The sequence below is a fragment of the Pseudomonas sp. PSB11 genome (assembly GCF_014596605.1).
In the GTDB taxonomy this organism is placed as follows: domain Bacteria; phylum Pseudomonadota; class Gammaproteobacteria; order Pseudomonadales; family Pseudomonadaceae; genus Aquipseudomonas; species Aquipseudomonas umsongensis.
Window position 1 is genome coordinate 46,437 of the sequence record NZ_NOIO01000005.1, and the last position, 22,657, is coordinate 69,093.

20 protein-coding genes are annotated in these 22,657 nt (G+C 60.1%); 17 read left to right on the top strand and 3 right to left on the bottom strand.

What is annotated here, in order from left to right; all coding sequences use genetic code 11:
* Nucleotides 1–48 precede the first annotated feature (48 nt).
* The 5 genes from hydA to CGA21_RS08425 all read left to right on the top strand — a co-directional run bounded on the left by hydA (nucleotide 49) and on the right by CGA21_RS08425 (nucleotide 6,717).
* Nucleotides 49–1,488, top strand: coding sequence for a dihydropyrimidinase (gene hydA / locus CGA21_RS08405; protein ID WP_188263973.1), 1,440 nt, complete (start codon nucleotides 49–51; stop codon nucleotides 1,486–1,488).
* Nucleotides 1,489–1,680: 192 nt separating this feature from the next.
* Nucleotides 1,681–3,048 carry an NAD(P)-dependent oxidoreductase gene (locus tag CGA21_RS08410; RefSeq protein ID WP_110752018.1) on the top strand — a complete coding sequence of 456 codons (1,368 nt, stop codon included), beginning with the start codon at nucleotides 1,681–1,683 and terminating at the stop codon, nucleotides 3,046–3,048.
* Complete coding sequence (gene preA / locus CGA21_RS08415) at nucleotides 3,049–4,323, top strand: NAD-dependent dihydropyrimidine dehydrogenase subunit PreA (RefSeq protein WP_110752016.1); 1,275 nt, start codon at nucleotides 3,049–3,051, stop codon at nucleotides 4,321–4,323.
* Nucleotides 4,289–5,518 (top strand): RHS repeat-associated core domain-containing protein, encoded by a 1,230-nt coding sequence (locus tag CGA21_RS08420; protein ID WP_223194072.1) that lies wholly within the window; start codon nucleotides 4,289–4,291, stop codon nucleotides 5,516–5,518. Before preA ends, CGA21_RS08420 begins: the two co-directional genes overlap by 35 nt.
* 143 nt (nucleotides 5,519–5,661) lie before the next feature.
* Entirely contained in the window at nucleotides 5,662–6,717 is a 1,056-nt protein-coding gene (locus CGA21_RS08425; protein ID WP_188263974.1) for an RHS repeat-associated core domain-containing protein, read from the top strand.
* 42 nt (nucleotides 6,718–6,759) lie between these two features.
* Here CGA21_RS08425 and CGA21_RS08430 read toward each other — a convergent pair whose 3' ends face one another.
* Nucleotides 6,760–7,380 (bottom strand): TetR/AcrR family transcriptional regulator, encoded by a 621-nt coding sequence (locus CGA21_RS08430; protein WP_110752012.1) that lies wholly within the window; start codon nucleotides 7,378–7,380, stop codon nucleotides 6,760–6,762.
* Nucleotides 7,381–7,671: 291 nt separating this feature from the next.
* On the opposite strand from CGA21_RS08430, the gene CGA21_RS08435 reads away from it, so the two are divergent.
* The 7 genes from CGA21_RS08435 to CGA21_RS08465 all read left to right on the top strand — a co-directional run bounded on the left by CGA21_RS08435 (nucleotide 7,672) and on the right by CGA21_RS08465 (nucleotide 14,884).
* Nucleotides 7,672–8,970, top strand: a complete 1,299-nt coding sequence (locus CGA21_RS08435) for an OprD family porin (RefSeq protein WP_411157063.1) — start codon at nucleotides 7,672–7,674, stop codon at nucleotides 8,968–8,970.
* A 247-nt stretch (nucleotides 8,971–9,217) separates the two neighbouring features.
* Complete coding sequence (locus tag CGA21_RS08440; protein WP_179056806.1) at nucleotides 9,218–10,042, top strand: NAD-dependent epimerase/dehydratase family protein; 825 nt, start codon at nucleotides 9,218–9,220, stop codon at nucleotides 10,040–10,042.
* A 49-nt stretch (nucleotides 10,043–10,091) separates the two neighbouring features.
* Nucleotides 10,092–10,979 carry an SMP-30/gluconolactonase/LRE family protein gene (locus CGA21_RS08445; RefSeq protein WP_188263975.1) on the top strand — a complete coding sequence of 296 codons (888 nt, stop codon included), beginning with the start codon at nucleotides 10,092–10,094 and terminating at the stop codon, nucleotides 10,977–10,979.
* A 67-nt stretch (nucleotides 10,980–11,046) separates the two neighbouring features.
* Complete coding sequence (locus CGA21_RS08450) at nucleotides 11,047–12,018, top strand: TRAP transporter substrate-binding protein (RefSeq protein ID WP_020799405.1); 972 nt, start codon at nucleotides 11,047–11,049, stop codon at nucleotides 12,016–12,018.
* A gap of 77 nt (nucleotides 12,019–12,095) precedes the next feature.
* On the top strand, nucleotides 12,096–12,623 hold the full coding sequence (locus CGA21_RS08455) for a TRAP transporter small permease (protein ID WP_020799404.1): 528 nt from the start codon (nucleotides 12,096–12,098) through the stop codon (nucleotides 12,621–12,623).
* A complete protein-coding gene (locus CGA21_RS08460; protein WP_110752004.1) occupies nucleotides 12,624–13,904 on the top strand; it encodes a TRAP transporter large permease in 1,281 nt (426 codons plus the stop codon). It abuts the gene before it with no gap.
* A gap of 110 nt (nucleotides 13,905–14,014) precedes the next feature.
* Nucleotides 14,015–14,884: an aldose 1-epimerase gene (locus CGA21_RS08465; RefSeq protein WP_110752002.1), complete on the top strand. Its 870-nt coding sequence runs from the start codon at nucleotides 14,015–14,017 to the stop codon at nucleotides 14,882–14,884.
* Between the two features lie 114 nt (nucleotides 14,885–14,998).
* Here the strand turns inward: CGA21_RS08465 and CGA21_RS08470 are convergent, their stop codons facing one another.
* Nucleotides 14,999–15,805 (bottom strand): sulfite exporter TauE/SafE family protein, encoded by an 807-nt coding sequence (locus tag CGA21_RS08470; protein ID WP_188263976.1) that lies wholly within the window; start codon nucleotides 15,803–15,805, stop codon nucleotides 14,999–15,001.
* Nucleotides 15,806–15,967: 162 nt separating this feature from the next.
* Between CGA21_RS08470 and CGA21_RS08475 the strand changes: the two genes are divergently transcribed.
* The gene (locus CGA21_RS08475; RefSeq protein ID WP_110751998.1) at nucleotides 15,968–16,831 is read left to right on the top strand and encodes an MBL fold metallo-hydrolase; all 864 of its coding nucleotides are present in this window, start codon (nucleotides 15,968–15,970) and stop codon (nucleotides 16,829–16,831) included.
* 125 nt (nucleotides 16,832–16,956) lie between these two features.
* Here CGA21_RS08475 and bkdR read toward each other — a convergent pair whose 3' ends face one another.
* A complete protein-coding gene (gene bkdR, locus CGA21_RS08480) occupies nucleotides 16,957–17,445 on the bottom strand; it encodes a Bkd operon transcriptional regulator BkdR (protein WP_008059350.1) in 489 nt (162 codons plus the stop codon).
* A gap of 185 nt (nucleotides 17,446–17,630) precedes the next feature.
* Between bkdR and CGA21_RS08485 the strand changes: the two genes are divergently transcribed.
* From CGA21_RS08485 to lpdA, 4 genes are read left to right on the top strand one after another with little or no spacing between them, the layout of a single operon-like run.
* On the top strand, nucleotides 17,631–18,866 hold the full coding sequence (locus CGA21_RS08485; protein WP_083348943.1) for a 3-methyl-2-oxobutanoate dehydrogenase (2-methylpropanoyl-transferring) subunit alpha: 1,236 nt from the start codon (nucleotides 17,631–17,633) through the stop codon (nucleotides 18,864–18,866).
* A gap of 1 nt (nucleotide 18,867) precedes the next feature.
* On the top strand, nucleotides 18,868–19,926 hold the full coding sequence (locus CGA21_RS08490) for an alpha-ketoacid dehydrogenase subunit beta (protein ID WP_020798523.1): 1,059 nt from the start codon (nucleotides 18,868–18,870) through the stop codon (nucleotides 19,924–19,926).
* A complete protein-coding gene (locus CGA21_RS08495; protein ID WP_110751457.1) occupies nucleotides 19,927–21,198 on the top strand; it encodes a dihydrolipoamide acetyltransferase family protein in 1,272 nt (423 codons plus the stop codon).
* An 18-nt stretch (nucleotides 21,199–21,216) separates the two neighbouring features.
* Nucleotides 21,217–22,599, top strand: coding sequence for a dihydrolipoyl dehydrogenase (lpdA, locus tag CGA21_RS08500; protein WP_188263977.1), 1,383 nt, complete (start codon nucleotides 21,217–21,219; stop codon nucleotides 22,597–22,599).
* Nucleotides 22,600–22,657: the final 58 nt, after the last annotated feature.

Here is a 22,657-nt window from a genome sequence, read left to right on the forward strand (position 1 = left end):
AAACATCTAGAACCGGCATCAGTCGGTCATGCCTGCGAGGAACTCGGAATGTCTCTGTTGATCCGTGGCGCTACCGTTATTACCCATGATGAAAGTTATCGCGCCGACGTGTATTGCGCAGACGGCGTGATCAAGGCCATCGGCGAAGACCTCGACGTTCCAGCAGGTGCCGAGATACTCGACGGCAGCGGTCAGTACCTGATGCCCGGCGGCATCGACCCCCACACCCACATGCAACTGCCCTTCATGGGCACCGTGGCCAGCGAAGACTTTTTCAGTGGCACGGCGGCGGGCCTGGCCGGTGGCACCACGTCGATCATCGACTTCGTGATTCCCAATCCGCAGCAGTCATTGATGGAGGCCTTCCATCAGTGGCGTAGCTGGGCCGAGAAGTCGGCGTCCGACTACGGCTTCCACGTCGCCATCACCTGGTGGAGCGAACAGGTCCGCGAAGAAATGGCCGAGCTGGTGATTCATCACGGGGTCAACAGTTTCAAGCATTTCATGGCCTACAAGAACGCGATCATGGCGGCAGACGACACCCTGGTGGCGAGTTTTGAGCGCTGCCTGGAACTGGGCGCGGTGCCGACCGTACACGCGGAAAACGGTGAGCTGGTGTATCACCTGCAACGCAAACTCATGGCCCAGGGCATGACGGGGCCGGAGGCGCATCCACTGTCGCGCCCGTCGCAGGTGGAAGGCGAAGCCGCCAGCCGCGCCATCCGCATTGCCGAAACCCTCGGCACGCCGTTGTACCTGGTGCATGTATCGACGAAAGAGGCGCTGGACGAAATCACCTATGCCCGCGCCAAGGGTCAACCGGTCTACGGCGAAGTGCTGGCCGGGCACCTGCTGCTGGACGACAGCGTCTACCAGCATCCGGACTGGCAGACCGCCGCCGGCTACGTGATGAGCCCGCCGTTTCGCCCGCGCGGTCATCAAGAGGCCCTTTGGCACGGTTTGCAGGCAGGTAACCTGCACACCACCGCCACCGATCACTGTTGCTTCTGCGCTGAGCAAAAAGCCGCCGGCAAAGACGACTTCAGCAAGATCCCCAACGGCACCGCCGGCATCGAAGACCGCATGGCGGTGTTGTGGGATGAAGGCGTGAACACTGGGCGTTTCTCGATGCAGCAATTCGTGGCGCTGACCTCTACCAACACCGCGAAAATCTTCAACCTCTACCCCCGCAAAGGCGCAATCCGTGTCGGTGCCGATGCCGACCTGGTGCTGTGGGATCCGCAAGGTACGCGGACAATTTCCGCCAAGACCCATCACCAGCAGGTCGACTTCAATATTTTCGAAGGCAAGACCGTTCGCGGTGTACCGAGCCACACCATCAGCCAGGGGCGCGTGGTCTGGGCCGATGGCGATCTGCGGGCCGAGCGCGGTGCCGGGCGCTACATCGAACGGCCGGCTTACCCGGCGGTGTTCGATTTGCTGAGCAAGCGGGCCGAGTTGAATCAGCCGGTGGCGGTCAAACGCTGAAATCAAGGCCTTCGATCGCTCCCACATCTGGAATGCGAACCCTGTAGGAGCTGCCGAAGGCTGCGATCTTTTGATTTTGCTTCCAAGATCAAGATCAAAAGATCGCAGCCTGCGGCAGCTCCTACAGGGGATGGCGTAGCACTGAGTAATGCCCAACAGAGGCAGCACCTCAATTACCGTGAGGCCCATACCGTGATCAAGACCCTGACCCACCTCCCCCATCCCAGCGAGAACGCGGCCGCCCTCGCCGGCCATTTCACCGACCTGGCGCCGCCACTCAATGATCGCCAGGCCCATCTGGAGGCCTCGCGCTGCCTGTATTGCTACGACGCACCCTGCGTGAATGCCTGCCCGAGTGAAATAGATATTCCCTCGTTCATCCGCAACATTCACCAGGACAACGTACAGGGCGCGGCGCAGAAAATCCTCTCAGCCAACATCCTCGGTGGCAGTTGCGCCCGGGTCTGTCCGACGGAGATTCTTTGTCAGCAAGCCTGCGTGCGCAACAACGCCCATGAGTGCGCACCGGTCTTGATCGGCCTGTTGCAACGTTATGCCGTGGACAACGCGCATTTCAGCCAGCATCCATTCTCCCGCGCTGCCGCCACCGGCAAGCGCATCGCCGTGGTCGGGGCCGGCCCCGCCGGGTTGTCCTGCGCCCACCGCAGTGCGATGCACGGCCATGACGTGGTGATTTTCGAGGCCAGGGAAAAGGCCGGTGGCCTGAATGAATACGGGATCGCCAAATACAAACTGGTGGACGATTACGCACAAAAGGAGTTGGACTTCCTGTTGGAAATCGGCGGCATCGAAATCCGCCATGGGCACAGACTCGGGGAAAACCTCAGCCTCAGCGACCTGCATCAACAATTTGACGCGGTGTTCCTCGGCCTCGGCCTGGCGGCCAGTAAACAGCTTGGCCTACTGCATGAAGACGCGCCCGGCCTGGTAGCCGCCACCGACTATATCCGCGAGCTGCGCCAGGCCGACGATTTGACCCAACTGCCGCTGGCCGACCACTGCATCGTGCTCGGCGCCGGCAACACCGCCATCGACATGGCGGTGCAGATGGCCCGGCTCGGCGCCCATGACGTCAACCTGGTGTATCGCCGTGGTGTCGAGGACATGGGGGCCACCCACCATGAACAGGAGATTGCCAAGGCCAATCAGGTACGCCTGTTGACCTGGGCCCAACCGGAGGAAATCCTGCTCAATGAAAAGGGCCAGGTGCGCGGCATGCGATTCGCTCGAACCCACCTGGTTGAAGGTCGCCTGCAAACCACTGGCGAAACGTTTGAGCTGGCTGCCGACGCGATATTCAAGGCCATCGGCCAGGCCTTCGACAGCAGCGCACTCAGCGATCCGCTGGCCCGGGAACTCAAGCGTGAGGGTGATCGCATCCAGGTGGACGAGCATCTGCGCACCAGTATTCCTGGCGTGTATGCCGGCGGCGACTGCACCAGCCTCGACCAGGATCTCACCGTTCAGGCAGTACAGCACGGCAAGCGCGCCGCCGAGGCGATCAACGCTCAACTGATGCTCAATGTGGAGGCTGCATAAATGGCCGATCTGTCGATTGTCTTTGCTGGCATCAAGTCCCCTAACCCGTTCTGGCTGGCCTCTGCACCGCCGACCGACAAGGCCTACAATGTGGTCCGCGCCTTCGAGGCCGGCTGGGGTGGCGTGGTCTGGAAAACCCTGGGGGAAGACCCGGCAGCGGTCAACGTTTCTTCGCGCTATTCGGCACACTTCGGGGCTAATCGGGAGGTACTGGGCTTTAACAATATCGAACTGATCACCGATCGCTCGCTGGAGATCAACCTGCGGGAAATCACCCAGGTCAAAAAGGACTGGCCGGACCGCGCGCTGATCGTCTCGCTGATGGTGCCCTGCGTCGAAGAATCCTGGAAACACATCCTGCCGCTGGTGGAAGCCACGGGTGCCGACGGCATCGAGCTGAACTTCGGTTGCCCCCACGGCATGCCCGAGCGCGGCATGGGCGCGGCGGTCGGCCAAGTCCCGGAATACGTCGAGCAGGTCACCCGCTGGTGCAAGACCTATTGCTCATTGCCGGTGATCGTCAAGCTGACGCCGAACATCACCGACATCCGCGTAGCTGCCCGCGCGGCGCACCGTGGCGGTGCGGATGCGGTGTCGTTGATCAATACGATCAACTCGATCACCAGCGTCAACCTGGAGCGCATGGTCGCCAATCCCATTGTCGGCAGCCAAAGTACCCATGGCGGCTATTGCGGCTCGGCGGTCAAGCCGATCGCCTTGAACATGGTCGCCGAAATCGCCCGCGACCCGCAGACCCATGGCCTGCCGATCAGCGGCATTGGCGGCATCGGCAACTGGCGCGATGCCGCCGAATTCATTGCGCTGGGCAGCGGTTCGGTGCAAGTGTGCACGGCGGCAATGCTGCATGGCTTCCGGATAGTCGAGGAGATGAAGGATGGTCTGTCGCGCTGGATGGACAGTCAAGGTTACGCCAACATCGCCGAGTTTTCGGGGCGTGCGGTGGGCAATACCACCGACTGGAAGTACCTGGATATCAACTATCAGGTAATCGCGAAGATTGATCAGGAGGCGTGCATCGGTTGTGGACGCTGCCACATCGCCTGCGAAGACACTTCGCACCAGGCGGTTGCCAGCATCAAGCAAGCGGACGGCACGCATAAGTACCAGGTGATCGAGGATGAATGCGTGGGCTGCAACCTGTGCCAGATTACCTGCCCGGTGCAGGACTGTATCGAGATGGTCCCGATGGAGAACGGCAAGCCGTTTCTCGACTGGAATCATGATCCGAGAAATCCGTATCACGTCAGCCCTTAACGTTTTCAGCGCCTGGGATGACGCCATCGCGAGCAGGCTCGCTCCTACAAGCGAGGCTGCCCGCGATAAGGCCAGCTGGAGCGTCAAGACTCCTCACCTATCAGCTGTGCTAGTAGACACCACCGGGAACATCTTCGAAGCTGGCACAAACTCAATCGCCAGCGCGGACCTCGTCATGTCAGTCTCACCACCGAAAGTTTTGCGCCTCTATTCCTATGACGCCCTGGACAGGCTAACGGGCGTGGGGCTCCTGGAAGCCACCATGGAACAGCGTTTCTACCAGAAGGACCATCTGGCTACCGAGGTGGGACTGCGGATGCGACGCACAATCTTGCGCCATCAAGCCCAACCATTGGCGCAGAATCGACGTGAAGTCAGTTTGACCGAAACCACACTGCTGGCAACCGACCAGGCGCATTCGCTGCTGAAAACGCTCTCAAGCAATAATCCGCAGCAACTTTCATATACTGCCTATGGTCATCATCCGCCCGTTAGTGGTTCAAGTGCATTGATCGGGTTCAACGGGGAGTGTCCTGACGCTACAACGGGCCACTACCCACTCGGCCAAGGCAATCGATTTTTTAATCCGGTATTGATGCGTTTTAACAGTCCGGATGAGTTAAGCCCTTTTGGCCAGGGCGGGATTAATCCGTACGCGTTCTGCGGGGGAGATCCGATAAATTATTACGATCCAACAGGAAATGTTCGCTTCTTCCGACCTTGGGAGAGCGCTGCGGTCATCGTCAAAAAACCGCTTCATAAAATTAAACCAACATCTACCACCATAAGCCGAGCTCATGTGGCAAGTGGCTCACTATCGACTCATCCCATTAATGGAATCTCAAACTTACCATCCGACCAGTCACCACCTATCAGTACGGCGCAGCCGTTTCCGCACACACTCGAGACTACTCAACCGGCCAATAAAACCACAAACATCTATCCCAGGCGCACATCATACACAGACAAGCTGAACAGGCATGAAATCGAGTACCACGAACTTGTAAAAAATCCGGACTTCCAAACGACTTCTACGGAGGCGTTGAGAACACAGTGGGAAGAACTAACCAGAAAACTAAATTCTAATCCGCGCCTCAATCGGTCACTTCGACAGAAACAACTGAAAAAGCTAGAGCTCAAGATCAAGAAATTCAGCGTAGAACAACACAAGCTCAATCACCAAATCAGGAACTAACACTGCATTGAAGATATTGGTGGTCGAAGCTCATCATCTTACCTAAACACCCGAATCCTCCTCACCTATCATTTCTGCTAGTAGACGCCACACGAGATATCCTCGAAGCTCAAATACAGTCAATTCGAAGCGTGGAACTCGTCATGTCGGTCTCATCGTTGAAAATTCTCCGCCTCTATCACTACGACCCCCTCAACCGCCTAACAAGCGTAGGGATACTGGCGAGCGGCAGCACGCAGCGTTTCTATCAAGATAACCTCCTGACTACAGAACTGGGACAGCAGACGCAGCGAACAATCCTGCGCCGTGAAGCCCAACCTTTGGCGCAGCAACAGAACGAAGCCGGTGTGACCGAAACCACGCTGCTGGCAACCGACCAGGCAGATTCACTGCTGAAAACGCTCTCAAGCAATAATCCGCAGCAACTTTCATATGCCGCCTACGGTTATCATCCGGCCAAAAGTGGTTTAAGTACCTTGATCGGGTTCAACGGGGAGTGTCCTGACGCTATAACGGGTCACTACCCACTGGGACAGGGCAATCGCTTTTTTAATCCTGTACTGATGCGATTTAATAGCCCGGATGAGTTGAGCCCTTTTGATGAGAGAGCGGGTATAAACCAGTATGCTTATTGTGGTGGAGACCCGACAAATTTCGTTGATCCGACAGGCAATATAAAACTCGCGGTCATACTTCGTGGTCGGAATATTCCAACACCTGTTATCAGAAGTCCGCTGAACACAACCAGGAATACAACTTCCGCCATCACCAAGAATCCTGGCAAAGTAGCATTGAATCCTCGACCGAACGCACTTTTAAATCAATCTGTCCCGGCGTCGCCTTCGCAACCCCGCAACACTTCAGCACTTGCCTCTCAAGAGGTGCCGGTGCCGCCCCTCAGAAAAACACAAAGGTACGCACCAAAAGACTCAAACCCTTCGACGAACGCCAAGGTATACCGACAACTAGTCACCGATGCCAAGCGTTATGATCGCCACGTAAGCCAGCCTGATGTTTATCCAACGGCCCCAAGAAAAATGGTGGAAAAACTTCAATCAGCTAAACACGCCTTTGAAGATGCAAATGAACGGACTCATTCGAAAGTTGATATCAACCGTCGAGCTGCAAACTACAGGTCGATTGAGCTGAAACTTAAAGCCCATGTCATAAGGAATCTCGATGACAACATTCACAGATGATAATGAGAAACCTCATGACACAATTTGACCATTGCAGGAAGATTACGGCTCCAACCCAATCCCCCGCAAAATCACACTCGTCACCGTCTGCACCGCCCGCTCGAACTGCATGTCCGACAACGGCTGATGATCATTCAAAATATTCACTTGGTGATCGAAGTCGGCATAGTGCTGGGTCGAGGCCCAGATCATGTACAGCAGGCTGGAAGGCTCCACCGGCAGGATGCGGCCATCCTCGACCCACTGGCGGATCTTCGCTTCCTTCATCTTGGCCCAGTCGTACAGGCTCGCGTCCAGCTTCGCGCCCAGGGTCGGCGCACCATGGATGATTTCGTTGGCCCAGACCTTCGAGCCGTAGGGTCGGCTGCGCGAGTGGTTCATCTTGGCGCGGATGTAGCTGCTGAGCACCACGCGGGGGTCGTCGAACATCTCGAAGCACAGGGCGTCCTGCTTCCATACTTCCAGCAGGTCCAACAGCACAGCGCTGTACAGTTCGGTCTTGGTGCTGAAGTAGTAATGCAGGTTGGAGCGCGGCAGTTGCACTTCGGCGGCGATGTCGGCCATGGCGGTACTGCCAAAGCCTTTTTCGGCGAAGACCTTCTCGGCCCCCAGCAGAATTTTCTCGACGTTACTGCGACGAATCTCGATCTTGTGATTGCCCATGAGGGCTCCCTGACAACAACATTAAACAAGACTAGCACCGCTCTACCGCGCGGCGACAGGGGACTGTCGATTCCGGCGCATGGTCAGGGCACCTCTGACCGCATTTCATACCTTTCAACCCTTCCTGCGGTTTCTACCCCGATAACCCCTTATCCCCAGTGGAACGTACTCCCTTAAGTCATCGTATAACTTCTGATTGACAACCCCTGAAAATCCCGCAAATATCTGCGCCAATGTTGTACGACGACGTATAACAACAATAAAAACAAAAAGCAGCAAGGGAGCGTCACAGTGAGCAAGCTCGTCCGCGATTCGTCCGTCCGTACCCCACGCCCGTCCGTTACCCGTTTGCAGACGCTGAGTCTGTTCGGTTGCACCAGCCTGGCCCTTGCCCTGCCAATGACCTGCCAGGCCGAAGGCTTCACCGATGACGCCAAGGCCACGCTGAACCTGCGCAACGCCTACTTCAATCGCAACTACACCAACCCGGCCTACCCTCAGGGCAAGGCTGAGGAGTGGACACAGAACTTCATCCTCGACGCCAAATCCGGCTATACCCAGGGCCCGGTGGGCTTCGGTGTGGATGTGCTGGGGCTGTACTCGCAGAAGCTCGACGGCGGCAAAGGCACCACGGGAACGCAGTTGCTGCCGGTCCATGGTGACGGCCGCCCGGCCGACAACTTCGGGCGCCTGGGCGTGGCCCTCAAAGGCAAGATCTCGAAAACCGAACTGAAGGTCGGCGAATGGATGCCGGTGTTGCCGATCCTGCGATCCGACGACGGCCGCTCGCTGCCGCAAACCTTCCGCGGTGGCCAGGTGACGTCCACCGAGATCAGCGGCCTGACGCTCTACGGCGGGCAGTTCCGTCAAAACAGCCCGCGCAACGACGCGAGCATGGAAGACATGTTCATGAACGGTAAATCGGCCGCCTTCAGCTCCGATCGTTTCAACTTCGGCGGCGGTGAATACGCCTTCAACGAAAAACGCACCCAGGTCGGCGTCTGGTACGCCGAACTCAGCGACATCTACCAGCAGCAGTACTTCAACCTCAGTCACAGTCAGCCAATCGGCGACTGGACCCTGGGCGCCAACCTCGGCTACTTCATCGGCAAGGAAGACGGCAGCGCCCTGGCCGGTGACCTCGATAACAAGACCGCCTTCGCCCTGCTCTCGGCCAAGTACGGTGGCAACACCTTTTATGTCGGCCTGCAAAAACTCAGCGGCGACGACGTGTGGATGCGGGTCAATGGCACCAGTGGCGGCACCCTGGCCAACGACAGCTACAACTCCAGCTACGACAACGCCAGGGAGAAGTCCTGGCAGGTGCGTCACGACTACAACTTCGTGGCCCTGGGCATTCCCGGCCTGACGCTGATGAACCGCTACATCAGCGGTGACAACGTGCACACCGGCACCATCACTGACGGAAAGGAATGGGGCCGCGAATCGGAACTGGCCTATACGGTGCAGAGCGGCGCGTTGAAAAACCTCAACGTCAAATGGCGCAATGCGAGTATTCGCAAGGACTTCAGCACCAACGAGTTCGATGAAAACCGGATTTTCATCAGCTATCCGATTTCGTTGTTGTAAGAGCAGAGGATCAACAAATGCCCCTGTAGGAGCTGGCTTGCCAGCGATGGCGTCCGCCAGATCGCCATCGCTGGCAAGCCAACTCCTACAGGGATCGAGATTTACCAGGGCATTGATCGGGTTGACCCTCCGTCAATTTCCACCAATGTCGCGTTGACAAAAACCGGAAAGCCTACCGATACTTCAGCATAGTCGTACGACAACCTACAACGACTCAATAACAACAACTGTTTGTCCAGGAATTCCCATGACGACCACTGCAACCGCCCAAACACCCTTCAATCGCCTGTTGCTGACCGGTGCTGCCGGTGGCCTGGGCAAAGTCCTGCGCGAGAGCCTGCGCCCGTACGCCAACGTCATTCGCCTGTCCGACATCGCCGACATCGCCCCCGCCATCGACGATCGCGAAGAAGTCGTGCCGTGCGACCTCGCCGACAAGCACGCCGTGCACCAATTGGTCGAAGGCGTGGATGCGATCCTGCATTTTGGCGGTGTGTCGGTCGAGCGCTCCTTTGAGGAAATCCTCGGCGCCAACATCTGCGGCGTATTCCACATCTATGAAGCGGCACGCCGTCATGGCGTCAAGCGCGTGATCTTCGCCAGTTCCAACCACGTCATCGGCTTCTACAAGCAGGATGAAGTCATCGACGCCCATTCCCCTCGCCGCCCGGACAGCTACTACGGCTTGTCCAAGTCCTACGGCGAAGACATGGCCACGTTCTACTTCGATCGCTACGGCATCGAAACGGTCAGCGTGCGCATAGGCTCCTCGTTCCCCGAGCCGCAAAACCGCCGGATGATGAGCACCTGGCTGAGCTTCGGTGACCTCACCCAATTGCTCGAACGTGCGCTCTACACCCCCAACGTGGGCCACACCGTGGTCTACGGTGCCTCCGACAACAAGGACGTCTGGTGGGACAACCGTTACGCCACGGCCCTGGGTTATGCCCCGCAGGACACTTCCGAAGTGTTCCGTGAAAAAGTCGAAGCCCAGCCGCTGCCGGCCGCCGATGACCCGGCGCGGATCTACCAGGGCGGTGCCTTTTGCGTTGCCGGCCCGTTCGGCGACTGATCGCCCCGGCCACGAGCCCAACCACCAACAGCCAAGGGAATGAGTTGCCATGCAAGCCGAACTGATTGTCGATGCGCGCAATACGGTGGGTGAAAGCCCGGTCTGGGTCCCCGAGGAAAACGCCCTGTACTGGGTCGATATTCCCGCCGGGGGCCTGCAATGCTGGAGCGCGCAAACCGGTCATGTGCACGCCTGGAAAGCCCCGCAAATGCTCGCCTGCATCACCCGTCACCCCGATGGCGGCTGGATTGCCGGCATGGAGAGCGGGTTCTTCCATCTGCATGCACATGCCGACGGCAGCCTCGACAGCGCCCCCCTGGCCCACGTCGATCACCCCCGTCCGGACATGCGCCTCAACGATGGTCGCTGCGACCGCCAGGGCCGCTTCTGGGCCGGGAGCATGGTGCTGGACATGGGCGCCAATGCCGCCGTGGGCACGCTCTATCGATATGGCGCCGGGCAACAAGGCCCGCTCCAGGCACAATTGAACGGCCTGATCGTACCCAACGGCCTGGCCTTCAGCCCGGACGGCCGGACGATGTACCTGTCCGACTCCCATCCGCTGGTGCAGCAGGTCTGGGCATTCGATTACGACATCGACAGCGGCACCCCTTCCAGCCGCCGCGTGTTCATCGACATGAATCAATATGCCGGTCGCCCTGATGGCGCGGCGGTCGATGCCGAGGGTTGTTACTGGATCTGCGGCAATGACGCCGGCTTGGTCCACCGCTTCACCCCCGACGGTCGACTGGACCGCTCCCTTGCCGTACCGGTGAAAAAACCGAGCATGTGCGCCTTCGGTGGCAGTCGCCTGGACACCTTGTTCGTGACCTCGATTCGCCCGGGAGACAACCACGACGAGCATTCGCTGGCCGGTGGCGTGTTCGCCCTGGACCCCGGCGTCAAGGGATTGCCCGAGCCGCACTTCAAGCAATGAACGCAACTGTTGGCGCTACACCGCTGTGCCCTGAATAACAAAAACAACAAAACTGGAGACACCCCCGATGGACTTCAAACGCACCTTGCTCGCCGCAGCACTCCCTCTGGCCTTCACCCTCAGCAGCGCCGCCCATGCGCTGGAAATCAAGTTTGCCGACATCCATCCCGCGGGCTACCCCACCGTGGTCGCTGAAGAACAGTTGGGCAAGACCCTGGTGGCCGACAGCGACGGCAAGCTGACCTTCAAGATGTTCGCCGGCGGTGTGCTCGGCTCGGAAAAAGAAGTGGTCGAGCAGGCCCAGGTTGGCGCGATCCAGATGGCTCGGGTCAGCCTCGGCATCGTCGGCCCGGTGGTGCCGGACGTGAACGTGTTCAACATGCCGTTCGTGTTCCGCGACCAGGCGCACATGCGCAAGGTCATCGATGGCGAAGTCGGCGACGAGATCCTCGACAAGATCACCAACTCCGAATTCAACCTCGTCGCCCTCGCCTGGATGGATGGCGGCACGCGCAACATCTACACCAAGAAACCGGTGCGCAGCCTGGAGGATCTCAAGGGGATGAAGATCCGCGTGCAAGGCAACCCGATGTTCATCGAAACCATCAACGCCATGGGCGGCAACGGCATTGCCATGGACACCGGTGAAATCTTCAGTGCCCTGCAGACCGGTGTGATCGACGGTGCGGAGAACAACCCGCCGACCCTGCTCGAACACAATCACTACCAGAACGCCAAGTTCTATAGCCTGACCGGGCACCTGATCCTGCCCGAGCCGATCGTGATGTCGAAGATCACCTGGAACAAACTCACCCCCGAGCAGCAGGTGCTGGTGAAGAAGACCGCCAAGGCGGCGCAGGCGCAGGAGCGCACCCTGTGGGATGCCAAATCGGCCAGCAGCGAAGAAAAACTCAAGGCTGCCGGCGTCGAGTTCATCACCGTCGACAAGAAACCTTTCTATGAAGCGACCGCCTCGATCCGCGAGAAATACGGCGCACCCTACGCCGACCTGATCAAGCGCATCGAAGCCGTCCAGTAACTCTCCCGCTCTCTTGAAAGGCCCGGCGCGACGTTCGTTGGTAGACGCCCGTGCGCGCCCGGTTACGGTGAAACCCGATGAAGAATCTATTGCTGCGCATCAACGACAGGATTTACATGACTTGCATCTGGGTCGCGGGCCTGTCGGTCCTGGCCATTGCCCTGATCATTCCCTGGGGCGTCTTCGCCCGCTACGTCCTCGGCACTGGCTCAAGCTGGCCTGAGCCCACGGCGATTCTGCTGATGATGGTCTTCACCTTCATCGGCGCCGCCGCCAGCTACCGCGCTGGCGCACACATGGCCGTGGCCATGCTCACCGACCGCATGCCCCCCGAACTGCGCAAGGCTGTAGGCGTGGTCTCGCAACTGTTGATGGCAACCATTGCATTGTTCATGACCATCTGGGGCAGCAAGCTGTGCCTGTCGACCTGGAACCAGTTCATGAGCGCCCTGCCCACCCTGCGCGTAGGCATTACCTACATGCCGATTCCGATTGGCGGCCTGCTGACGCTGATCTTTGTCCTGGAAAAACTCTTGCTCGGTGATCAGAGCAATCGTCGCGTCGTGCGTTTCGACATCGTTGAAGAAAACGAAGGGGCTGCCTGAATGGACGCTGTGATTCTGTTGGGTAGCTTCATAGCATTGATCCTGATCGGCATGCCGGTCGCCTACGCACTCGGGCTCTCTGCGCTGATCGGCGCGTTCTGGATCGACATTCCGTTCCAGGCGCTGATGATTCAGGTGGCCGGTGGCGTCAACAAATTTTCCCTGCTGGCGATTCCGTTCTTCGTTCTCGCCGGTGCGATCATGGCCGAGGGTGGGATGTCCCGGCGTCTGGTGGCGTTTGCGGGTGTGTTGGTCGGATTCGTGCGCGGTGGCCTGTCGCTGGTCAATATCATGGCCTCGACCTTCTTTGGCGCGATCTCCGGCTCCTCGGTGGCGGATACCGCCTCGGTCGGTTCGGTGCTGATCCCGGAAATGGAACGCCGCGGCTATCCCCGTGAGTTCGCCACCGCCGTGACCGTCAGCGGCTCGGTGCAAGCCCTGTTGACTCCGCCGAGCCACAACTCGGTACTCTACTCGCTGGCGGCAGGCGGCACGGTGTCGATTGCCTCGCTGTTCATGGCCGGCGTGGTGCCGGGCCTGTTGATGAGCGCGTGCCTGATGGTGCTGTGCCTGATCTTCGCCAAGAAGCGTGACTACCCCAAGGGCGAAGTCATCCCGATGCGCGAAGCCCTGAAAATCTGCGGCGAGGCGCTTTGGGGCCTGATGGCCATGGTGATCATCCTCGGTGGCATTCTGTCGGGCATATTCACGGCGACCGAGTCGGCAGCCATCGCGGTACTGTGGTCGTTCTTCGTGACAATGTTCATCTACCGCGACTACAAGTGGAGCGAGCTGCCGAAACTGATGCACCGCACGGTACGCACGATTTCGATCGTGATGATCCTGATCGGCTTCGCCGCCAGCTTTGGCTACATCATGACGCTGATGCAGATCCCGGCGAAGATCACCACGATGTTCCTGACCCTGTCGGACAACCGCTACGTGATCCTGATGTGCATCAACGTCATGCTGCTGTTGCTTGGCACCGTGATGGACATGGCACCCTTGATCCTGATCCTTACGCCGATCCTGATGCCAGTGATTCTCGGCATTGGCGTGGACCCGGTGCAGTTCGGCATGATCATGCTGGTGAACCTTGGGATCGGCTTGATTACACCGCCGGTAGGCGCGGTACTCTTTGTCGGGTCGGCGGTGGGCAAGGTCAGCATCGAATCAACCGTCAAGGCCCTGCTGCCGTTCTACGGCGTGCTGTTCCTGGTGCTGTTGGCGGTGACCTACATCCCTGCGCTGTCGCTGTGGTTGCCGCATCTGGTGTTGTAATCCTCCCCTGTAGGAGCCGGCTTGCTGGCGATGGCGTTCTCAAGGGCGCCATCGCCAGCAAACCGGCTCCTACAAAGGCAATCCGCGCATTCCCTTTATCGCTGGTGAACATGAAACCCACACTGCTCGAACTCGAAGACGAATTCACCCGCCTCACCCTCGCCCCCGAACTTGGCGGCAGCATCGTCAACTGGTCCTTGCGCCACACCGGCCAGCCGTTGTTACGGCACGCCGATGAGCACGCATTGAACACGGGCCTTCCCGGCAAACTGGGCTGCTTCCCTTTGGTGCCGTGGTCCAACCGCATTGCCGAAGGGGGCTTCGATTGCCCGGATGGCTGGCTGGCCCTGGCGCCCAACAGCCTCACCGATCCGCTGCCGATTCATGGCAGCGCCTGGCAGCAGCCGTGGCAGGTCGTTTCCAAAGCGCCTAACGACGTGGTGCTGCAACTCGATAGCACCGAGCCCTTTGCCTATTGCGCCCGCCAACGTTTCCATCTCGATAAAGGCAAGCTGTGTATCGAGTTGAGCGTTACCCATCTGGCAGAGCACGCGGCCTGGCATGGCCTGGGCCTGCACCCGTACCTGCCCCGAAGCGCTGGCACGCGATTACAGGCAAAGGCCGGGCAAGTGTGGCTGTGCGACGCCGCCAGACTGCCAACCGGGCTGGGTGCATTACCTGCCGAATGGGATTTCCAGCAGCCCAAGGCCCTGCCCCAGACACTGGTCGACAACGGGTTCTGCAACTGGGATGGCCACTGCCTGATCCAGCAACCCGACCTTGGTTACGAGCTGCAATGCCACGCCACCGGCAGCGATTACTACCTGCTCTACTGCCCGCCAGGACTGGGTTTTTTCTGCATCGAACCGGTCACTCACCCGGTCAACGCGCACCACTTGCCCGGTCGGCCCGGGTTGCGTTTGCTGGAGCAGGGCCAATCGGCAGAATTAACCTTCACACTGCATTACCGCCCTCTGTAGGAGCGAGCATGCTCGCGAAAAACCTGAGAGCACAGCGGGGAATCAGGTACCCCGAGTCATCGTTGACCTCCATCGTCGGAACGCCGCCCGGAGCATGCTCGCGCCTACAAGAATTCAGAGACCTGCCCGCAATAGCATGTAGGCGGAGACTGCCAGGCAGATGCTCGCAAATCCCACCTGCAGCGCCCGCGCCGGCACTCGCGCGCAAAGCTTTCGGCCGATGATCATGCCCACGATGCTGGCGGCGATAAAGGCCATGCCAGACCCGTCGATTCGCACCCCGGCATGCAATGCGCCGATCACGCCGATGGCCGAGATCAGGCTGATGACCATCAGGGACGTGGCGATGATGCCGCGCATCTGCACATCGGTCAGCTGCTTGAAGGCCGGCACGATCAGAAACCCGCCGCCCACACCCAGCAAGCCAGAGACTACACCGGTCACCGCACCGAGGGCCGCGAGGGTCGCGGTGCATTTGGCGGTCCAGGAAAAGCGCCCGGTCTGCTGATCGAGCATGCAGTTCTTCTGGCCCCAGTTGGCGTGACCATGATCGCTGGGCCCCTGGTCCTTGCGCTCGCGACGCAACATCCGCGCAGCCACCATGACCATCAGCAGGCTGAACAGGATCATCAGGACCTTTTCCGGCAGTTGATGGGCGAAGTAGATGCCCAGCGGGGAAAACACCGCGCCCAGCAAGGCAATCAACAGCGCCGCGCGATAGCGTACCAGGCCATGGCGCAAGCCATCGATGGCACCGACCGCCGCTGCGCTGCCCACGGCAAACAGCGCGACGGGCGCCGCCGTGGTCATGCTCCAGCCGAGTCCCAACACCAGAGCCGGCACTGCAAGAATACCGCCCCCGGCCCCGGTCAACCCGAGGACCAACCCCATGACCACACCAAAAAAACTCGCCAGCAACATAGAACGCTCGTAATCCATGACAAAGGCCGGGAACGCCCGGTATCGATAGAGTGACAGGATAGAGGCCGCAGTGTTTTTTTCATCAACTGAATGTGTCGCGGGCTGGTCAGCGCAGGGAAAATGAATCTAACCTCATGACTTGCCCCTGAAGAAAAAACCCACATGCCCGCCCTTATTGAAGCTTTTTTTGACGACGCCTCGTCAACCTACAGTTACGTCATCTACGAAACCGATGGCGGACAATGCGCGATCGTCGATCCGGTACTCGACTACAACCCGGCTGCCGGACGGACCGGCACCCTGCAAGCCGACCGGATCATCGCCTTCGTGCGCGAGCACCGCTTGCAGGTGCAATGGCTGCTGGAAACCCACGCCCATGCCGATCACCTGTCCGCCGCGCCTTACCTGCGCCGGGAACTGGGCGGCAAGATCGCCATCGGCCAGTCGATCTGCAAGGTGCAGGGCGTGTTCAAGACCCTGTTCAACCTTGAGCCGGAATTTTCCATCGACGGCTCGCAGTTCGATCACCTGTTCGCCCCGAACGAGTCATTTCGCATCGGCAATCTCAAGGCCACCGCCCTGCATGTACCAGGCCATACCCCGGCGGACATGGCTTACCTGGTCGACGGCGACGCGATCCTGGTTGGCGACACCCTGTTCATGCCCGACGTCGGAACCGCCCGCTGCGACTTTCCCGGCGGCGACGCCCATCAGATGTTCGCCTCGATCCACAAGCTGCTGGCCTTCCCTGCCAGCGTGCGCCTCTTCGTCTGCCACGACTACCCACCCGAGGGCCGTGAACCGCACTGCATGAGCACCGTTGGCGAACAACGCAAGAGCAACATCCACGTGCGCGACGGCATCGACGAAACCGCGTTCGTCGACATGCGCACCCGACGCGATGCCGGGTTAGGCATGCCGACGCTGCTGCTGCCAGCGATTCAGGTCAATGTGCGGGCGGGGAACCTGCCGCCGGCGGAGGACAATGGCGTGGTCTACCTGAAGATTCCCCTGAACAAGTTCTGACCCCCCCTCGATCATTCCCACGCTCCGCGTGGGAATGCCGCCAGGGACGCTCCGGATGTGACGCAGAGCGTCACGGGATGCATTCCCACGCGGAGCGTGGGAACGATCAAGGCAGGAGCACCGTATCAGGTACCCAAGGTCAAGCCGTTGGCCGGCAACGGCAACGCCGTCTTGTAGCGCACCTGCTTGAGCGCAAAGCTCGAACGGATATTGGCAACGCCGGGGACTTTGGTGAGGAAATCCATCATGAAGCGCTCCAGCGACTGAATGGTCGGCACCAGCACCCGAATCAGGTAATCCGGATCGCCGGCCATCAGGTAGCACTCCATCACTTCGGGCCGATCGGAGATCGCCTCTTCGAAATGCTGCAACGCCTCCTCCACCTGCTTTTCCAGGCTGACGTGGATGAACACATTGACGTGCAGCCCCAGCAGATCGGCATCCAGCAGGGTCACCTGCTCACGAATCAAGCCCAACTCCTCCATCGCCTTGACCCGGTTGAAGCATGGCGTCGGTGACAGGTTGACCGAGCGTGCCAGGTCGGCGTTGGTGATGCGTGCGTTCTCCTGGAGACTGTTGAGAATGCCGATATCGGTACGGTCCAGTTTGCGCATGAGACAAAAACACCTGTTTTTTATGTTTATGCAGATTTTTTATCTGGAAATGATCTTGAGCGCAACGAAACACAGAGAAATATTCTTCTTGGCCGGGCCTATGATTGTTGTAGGACAAGATTTCTTCCACCGAACGAAATCTGTCAGCTCACTACAAGAAATTCACAAGATCGAGCGTAGAAGCCATGAACCAAGCGTACGAACCGCTGCGCCTGCACGTCCCCGAACCCTCGGGTCGCCCCGGCTGCAAAACCGACTTCTCCTACCTGCACCTGACCGACGCCGGCACAGTGCGCAAACCCCCTATCGACGTGGAACCGGCTGACACGGCAGACCTGGCCCGTGGCCTGATTCGCGTGCTCGACGACCAGGGCAATGCCCTGGGCCCGTGGGCCGAAGGCGTACCGGTGGACATCCTGCGCAAAGGCATGCGTGCCATGCTCAAGACGCGGATCTACGACAACCGCATGGTGGTCGCCCAGCGCCAGAAAAAAATGTCGTTCTACATGCAGAGCCTCGGCGAAGAAGCCATCGGCAGTGCCCAGGCCCTGGCCTTGAACATCGACGACATGTGCTTCCCGACCTACCGCCAGCAAAGCATCCTGATGGCCCGCGACGTACCGCTGGTGGACCTGATTTGCCAACTGCTGTCCAACGAGCGCGATCCGCTCAAGGGACGTCAGCTGCCGATCATGTACTCGGTCAAAGACGCCGGTTTCTTTACCATCTCTGGCAACCTCGCCACCCAATTCGTCCAGGCCGTAGGCTGGGCCATGGCCTCGGCGATCAAGGGCGACACCAAAATCGCCTCGGCCTGGATCGGCGACGGTGCCACCGCCGAGTCGGACTTCCACACCGCTCTCACGTTCGCTCACGTGTACCGTGCGCCGGTAATCCTCAACGTGGTCAACAACCAGTGGGCCATCTCCACCTTCCAGGCGATTGCCGGTGGTGAAGCCACCACCTTCGCCGGGCGTGGCGTCGGTTGCGGCATCGCCTCGCTGCGGGTCGACGGTAACGATTTCTACGCGGTCTACGCCGCCTCTGCCTGGGCCGCCGAACGCGCGCGCCGCAACCTCGGCCCGACCATGATCGAATGGGTCACCTACCGCGCCGGCCCGCATTCCACCTCGGACGATCCATCCAAGTACCGTCCTGCCGACGACTGGAGCCACTTCCCGTTGGGCGATCCGATCGCGCGCCTCAAGCAGCACCTGATCAAGGTTGGCCACTGGTCCGAAGAAGAGCACACCGCCGTCAGCGCCGAACTGGAAGCCGAGGTGATCGCCGCGCAGAAAGAAGCCGAACAGTACGGCACCCTTGCCGGCGGCCAGATTCCAAGCGCCGCGACCATGTTCGAAGATGTCTATAAAGAGATGCCGGAGCATTTGAAGCGCCAGCGTCAAGAGCTGGGGATCTGACATGAACGATCACAACAACAATATCCAGCTGGATACCGCCATGACCACGACCACCATGACCATGATCCAGGCCCTGCGCTCGGCCATGGATGTGATGCTTGAGCGCGACGACAACGTCGTGGTGTTCGGCCAGGACGTCGGTTACTTCGGCGGCGTATTCCGCTGCACCGAAGGCCTGCAGGCCAAGTACGGCACCTCCCGGGTGTTCGACGCGCCGATCTCCGAAAGCGGCATCGTCGGCACTGCAGTAGGCATGGGCGCCTACGGGCTACGCCCGGTGGTGGAGATACAGTTCGCCGACTACGTCTACCCGGCCTACGACCAGATCATTTCCGAAGCCGCGCGCCTGCGCTATCGCTCGGCCGGCGAATTCACCGCGCCGTTGACCTTGCGCATGCCTTGCGGTGGCGGTATCTACGGCGGCCAGACCCACAGCCAGAGTATCGAGGCCCTGTTCACCCAGGTGTGCGGCCTGCGCACCGTCATGCCGTCCAACCCCTACGACGCCAAGGGCCTGCTGATCGCCTCCATCGAAAATGATGACCCGGTGATCTTCCTTGAGCCCAAGCGCCTGTACAACGGTCCGTTCGACGGCCACCACGACCGTCCGGTAACCCCTTGGTCGAAACACCCCGCCGCGCAGGTTCCAGACGGCTATTACACCGTGCCGCTCGATGTTGCCGCCATTGCTCGTCCAGGCAAGGACGTCACGGTACTGACCTACGGCACCACTGTGTACGTGTCGCAAGTGGCCGCCGAGGAAAGCGGCGTGGATGCCGAGGTCATCGACCTGCGCAGCCTCTGGCCGCTGGACCTGGAAACCATCGTCAAGTCCGTGAAGAAAACCGGGCGCTGCGTAATCGTCCACGAAGCGACTCGTACTTGCGGTTTCGGTGCCGAATTGACGGCACTGGTGCAAGAGCACTGCTTCCACCACCTGGAAGCGCCGATCGAACGCGTCACCGGTTGGGACACCCCCTACCCGCACGCGCAAGAGTGGGCGTATTTCCCTGGGCCGTCCCGTGTGGGCGCGGCGTTGAAACGGGTCATGGAGGTCTGAATGGGCACGCACGTTATCAAGATGCCGGACATTGGCGAAGGCATTGCAGAAGTTGAGTTGTCACAGTGGCACGTCAAGGTCGGCGACATGGTCGTCGAAGATCAGGTGCTGGCCGATGTCATGACCGACAAGGCAATGGTGGATATTCCGTCGCCGGTGCATGGCAAGGTGATTGCCCTTGGCGGTCAGCCAGGTGAAGTGATGGCGGTCGGCAGCGTGCTGATCAGCATCGAAGTCGAAGGCGCGGGCAACGTCAGGGAGTCTGCGCAACCGGCACCGGTGAAAGAAGCACCGGTCGCTGCGCCGAAAATCGAAACCGCAGTGGAGACCAAACCGATCGCTGCCGCAACACCGAAAGCCGCCGCCTGCCAGGGGCCAATGGTGGCCCGCGAAGCCGATGAGCGTCCCCTGGCCTCACCGGCAGTGCGCAAGCATGCGCTGGACCTCGGTATCCAGTTGCGCCTGGTTCGTGGCACCGGCCCGGCGGGTCGTGTGTTGCACGAAGACCTCGAGGCCTATCTGGCCCAGGGTCAGTCGAATGCGTCGACCGTCAGCAGCCCTTACGCCCAGCGCAACGACGAAGAACAGATCCCGGTGATCGGCATGCGGCGCAAGATCGCCCAGCGCATGCAGGACGCCACGCAACGCGCGGCCCATTTCAGCTATGTCGAGGAAATCGACGTCACTGCCGTGGAAGAACTGCGTGCGCACCTCAACGAAAAACACGGTGCCAGCCGCGGCAAGTTGACCTTGCTGCCGTTCCTGGTGCGCGCCCTGGTCGTCGCCCTGCGTGATTTCCCGCAGATTAACGCGCGCTACGATGACGAAGCCCAGGTCATCACCCGTTTGGGCGCGGTGCATGTCGGTATCGCCACCCAGGCCGATATCGGCTTGATGGTGCCCGTGGTGCGCCATGCCGAGGCTCGCAGCCTGTGGGACAGTGCCGCTGAAATCGCCCGCTTGGCCACGGCCGCCCGTAACGGCAAGGCCAGCCGCGACGAACTGTCCGGCTCGTCCATCACCCTGACCAGCCTCGGCGCGCTGGGCGGCATCGTCAGCACCCCGGTGCTGAACCTGCCGGAAGTGGCGATCGTCGGCGTGAACAAGATCGTCGAGAGGCCCATGGTGATCAAAGGCCAGATCGTGATCCGCAAGATGATGAACCTCTCCAGCTCCTTCGATCACCGGGTGGTCGACGGCATGGACGCGGCACAATTCATCCAGGCCGTGCGCGGCCTGCTCGAACAACCCGCCACCCTGTTTGTGGACTGATTTTTGCTGGAGAGCACCATGCAAACTTTACACACTACGCTGCTGATCATCGGCGGCGGCCCTGGCGGTTATGTGACGGCGATCCGTGCCGGCCAACTGGGCATCCCGACCATCCTGGTGGAAGGCCAATCCCTGGGCGGCACTTGCCTGAACATCGGCTGCATTCCGTCCAAGGCACTGATTCACGTGGCTGAACAGTTCCACCAGACGCAAAACCACAACCAGCATTCGGCCCTGGGTATCAGCGTTTCGGCGCCGACCCTGGATATCGGCAAAAGCGTGGAATGGAAGGACGGTATCGTCGACCGCCTGACCACCGGTGTCGCCGCCCTGCTGAAAAAGAACAAGGTCCAGGTCGTTCAAGGCTGGGCCAAGGTCGTCGACGGCAAAACCGTCGACGTCGGCGACACGCGCATCCAGTGCGAGCACCTGGTGCTGGCCAGTGGCTCCAAAAGCGTGAACTTGCCGATGCTTCCTATTGGCGGGCCGATCATCTCCTCCACCGAAGCGCTGGCACCGACATCCGTGCCCAAACGCCTGGTCGTGGTGGGTGGCGGCTACATCGGCCTGGAACTGGGGATTGCCTATCGCAAGCTCGGTGCCGACGTCAGCGTGGTCGAAGCCCAGGAACGCATCCTGCCGGCCTACGACGGCGAACTGACCCAGCCCGTGCACGAAGAATTGAAGAAACTTGGGGTGAAGCTTTACTTGAAGCATAGCGTGCAAGGCTTTGATTCATCAGCAAATACCTTACAAGTACGTGACCCGGATGGCGGCATCCTGAACCTGGAAACCGATCAGGTACTGGTGGCCGTGGGACGCAAGCCAAACACCGAGGGCTGGAACCTCGAAGCGCTGGACCTTGCGATGAACGGCGCGTCGATCAAGATCGATCACCGCTGCCAGACCAGCATGCGCAACGTCTACGCCATCGGCGACCTCAGTGGCGAGCCGATGCTGGCCCACCGGGCCATGGCCCAGGGCGAGATGGTGGCCGAACTGATCAGCGGCAAGCACCGCGAGTTCAACCCCACCGCCATCGCCGCCGTCTGCTTTACCGACCCGGAACTGGTGGTAGTCGGCAAGACCCCGGACGAGGCCAAGGCGGCAGGTCTTGACTGCATCGTGTCGAACTTCCCGTTCGCCGCCAATGGCCGGGCAATGACGCTGGAGTCCAGGAGCGGCTTCGTGCGCGTGGTCGCTCGTCGGGACAATCATCTGATCGTGGGCTGGCAGGCGGTGGGCGTCGGCGTCTCCGAATTGTCCACGGCATTCGCGCAAAGCCTGGAAATGGGTGCGCGGCTGGAAGACATCGGCGGCACCATCCATGCGCATCCGACGTTGGGCGAAGCGGTGCAGGAAGCGGCGTTGCGTGCCTTGGGGCATGCATTGCACCTCTAAACCCAACGCAAGATCGTTGCCACGCGCTGCGTGGGAATGCAGCCCGGGACGCTCCGCG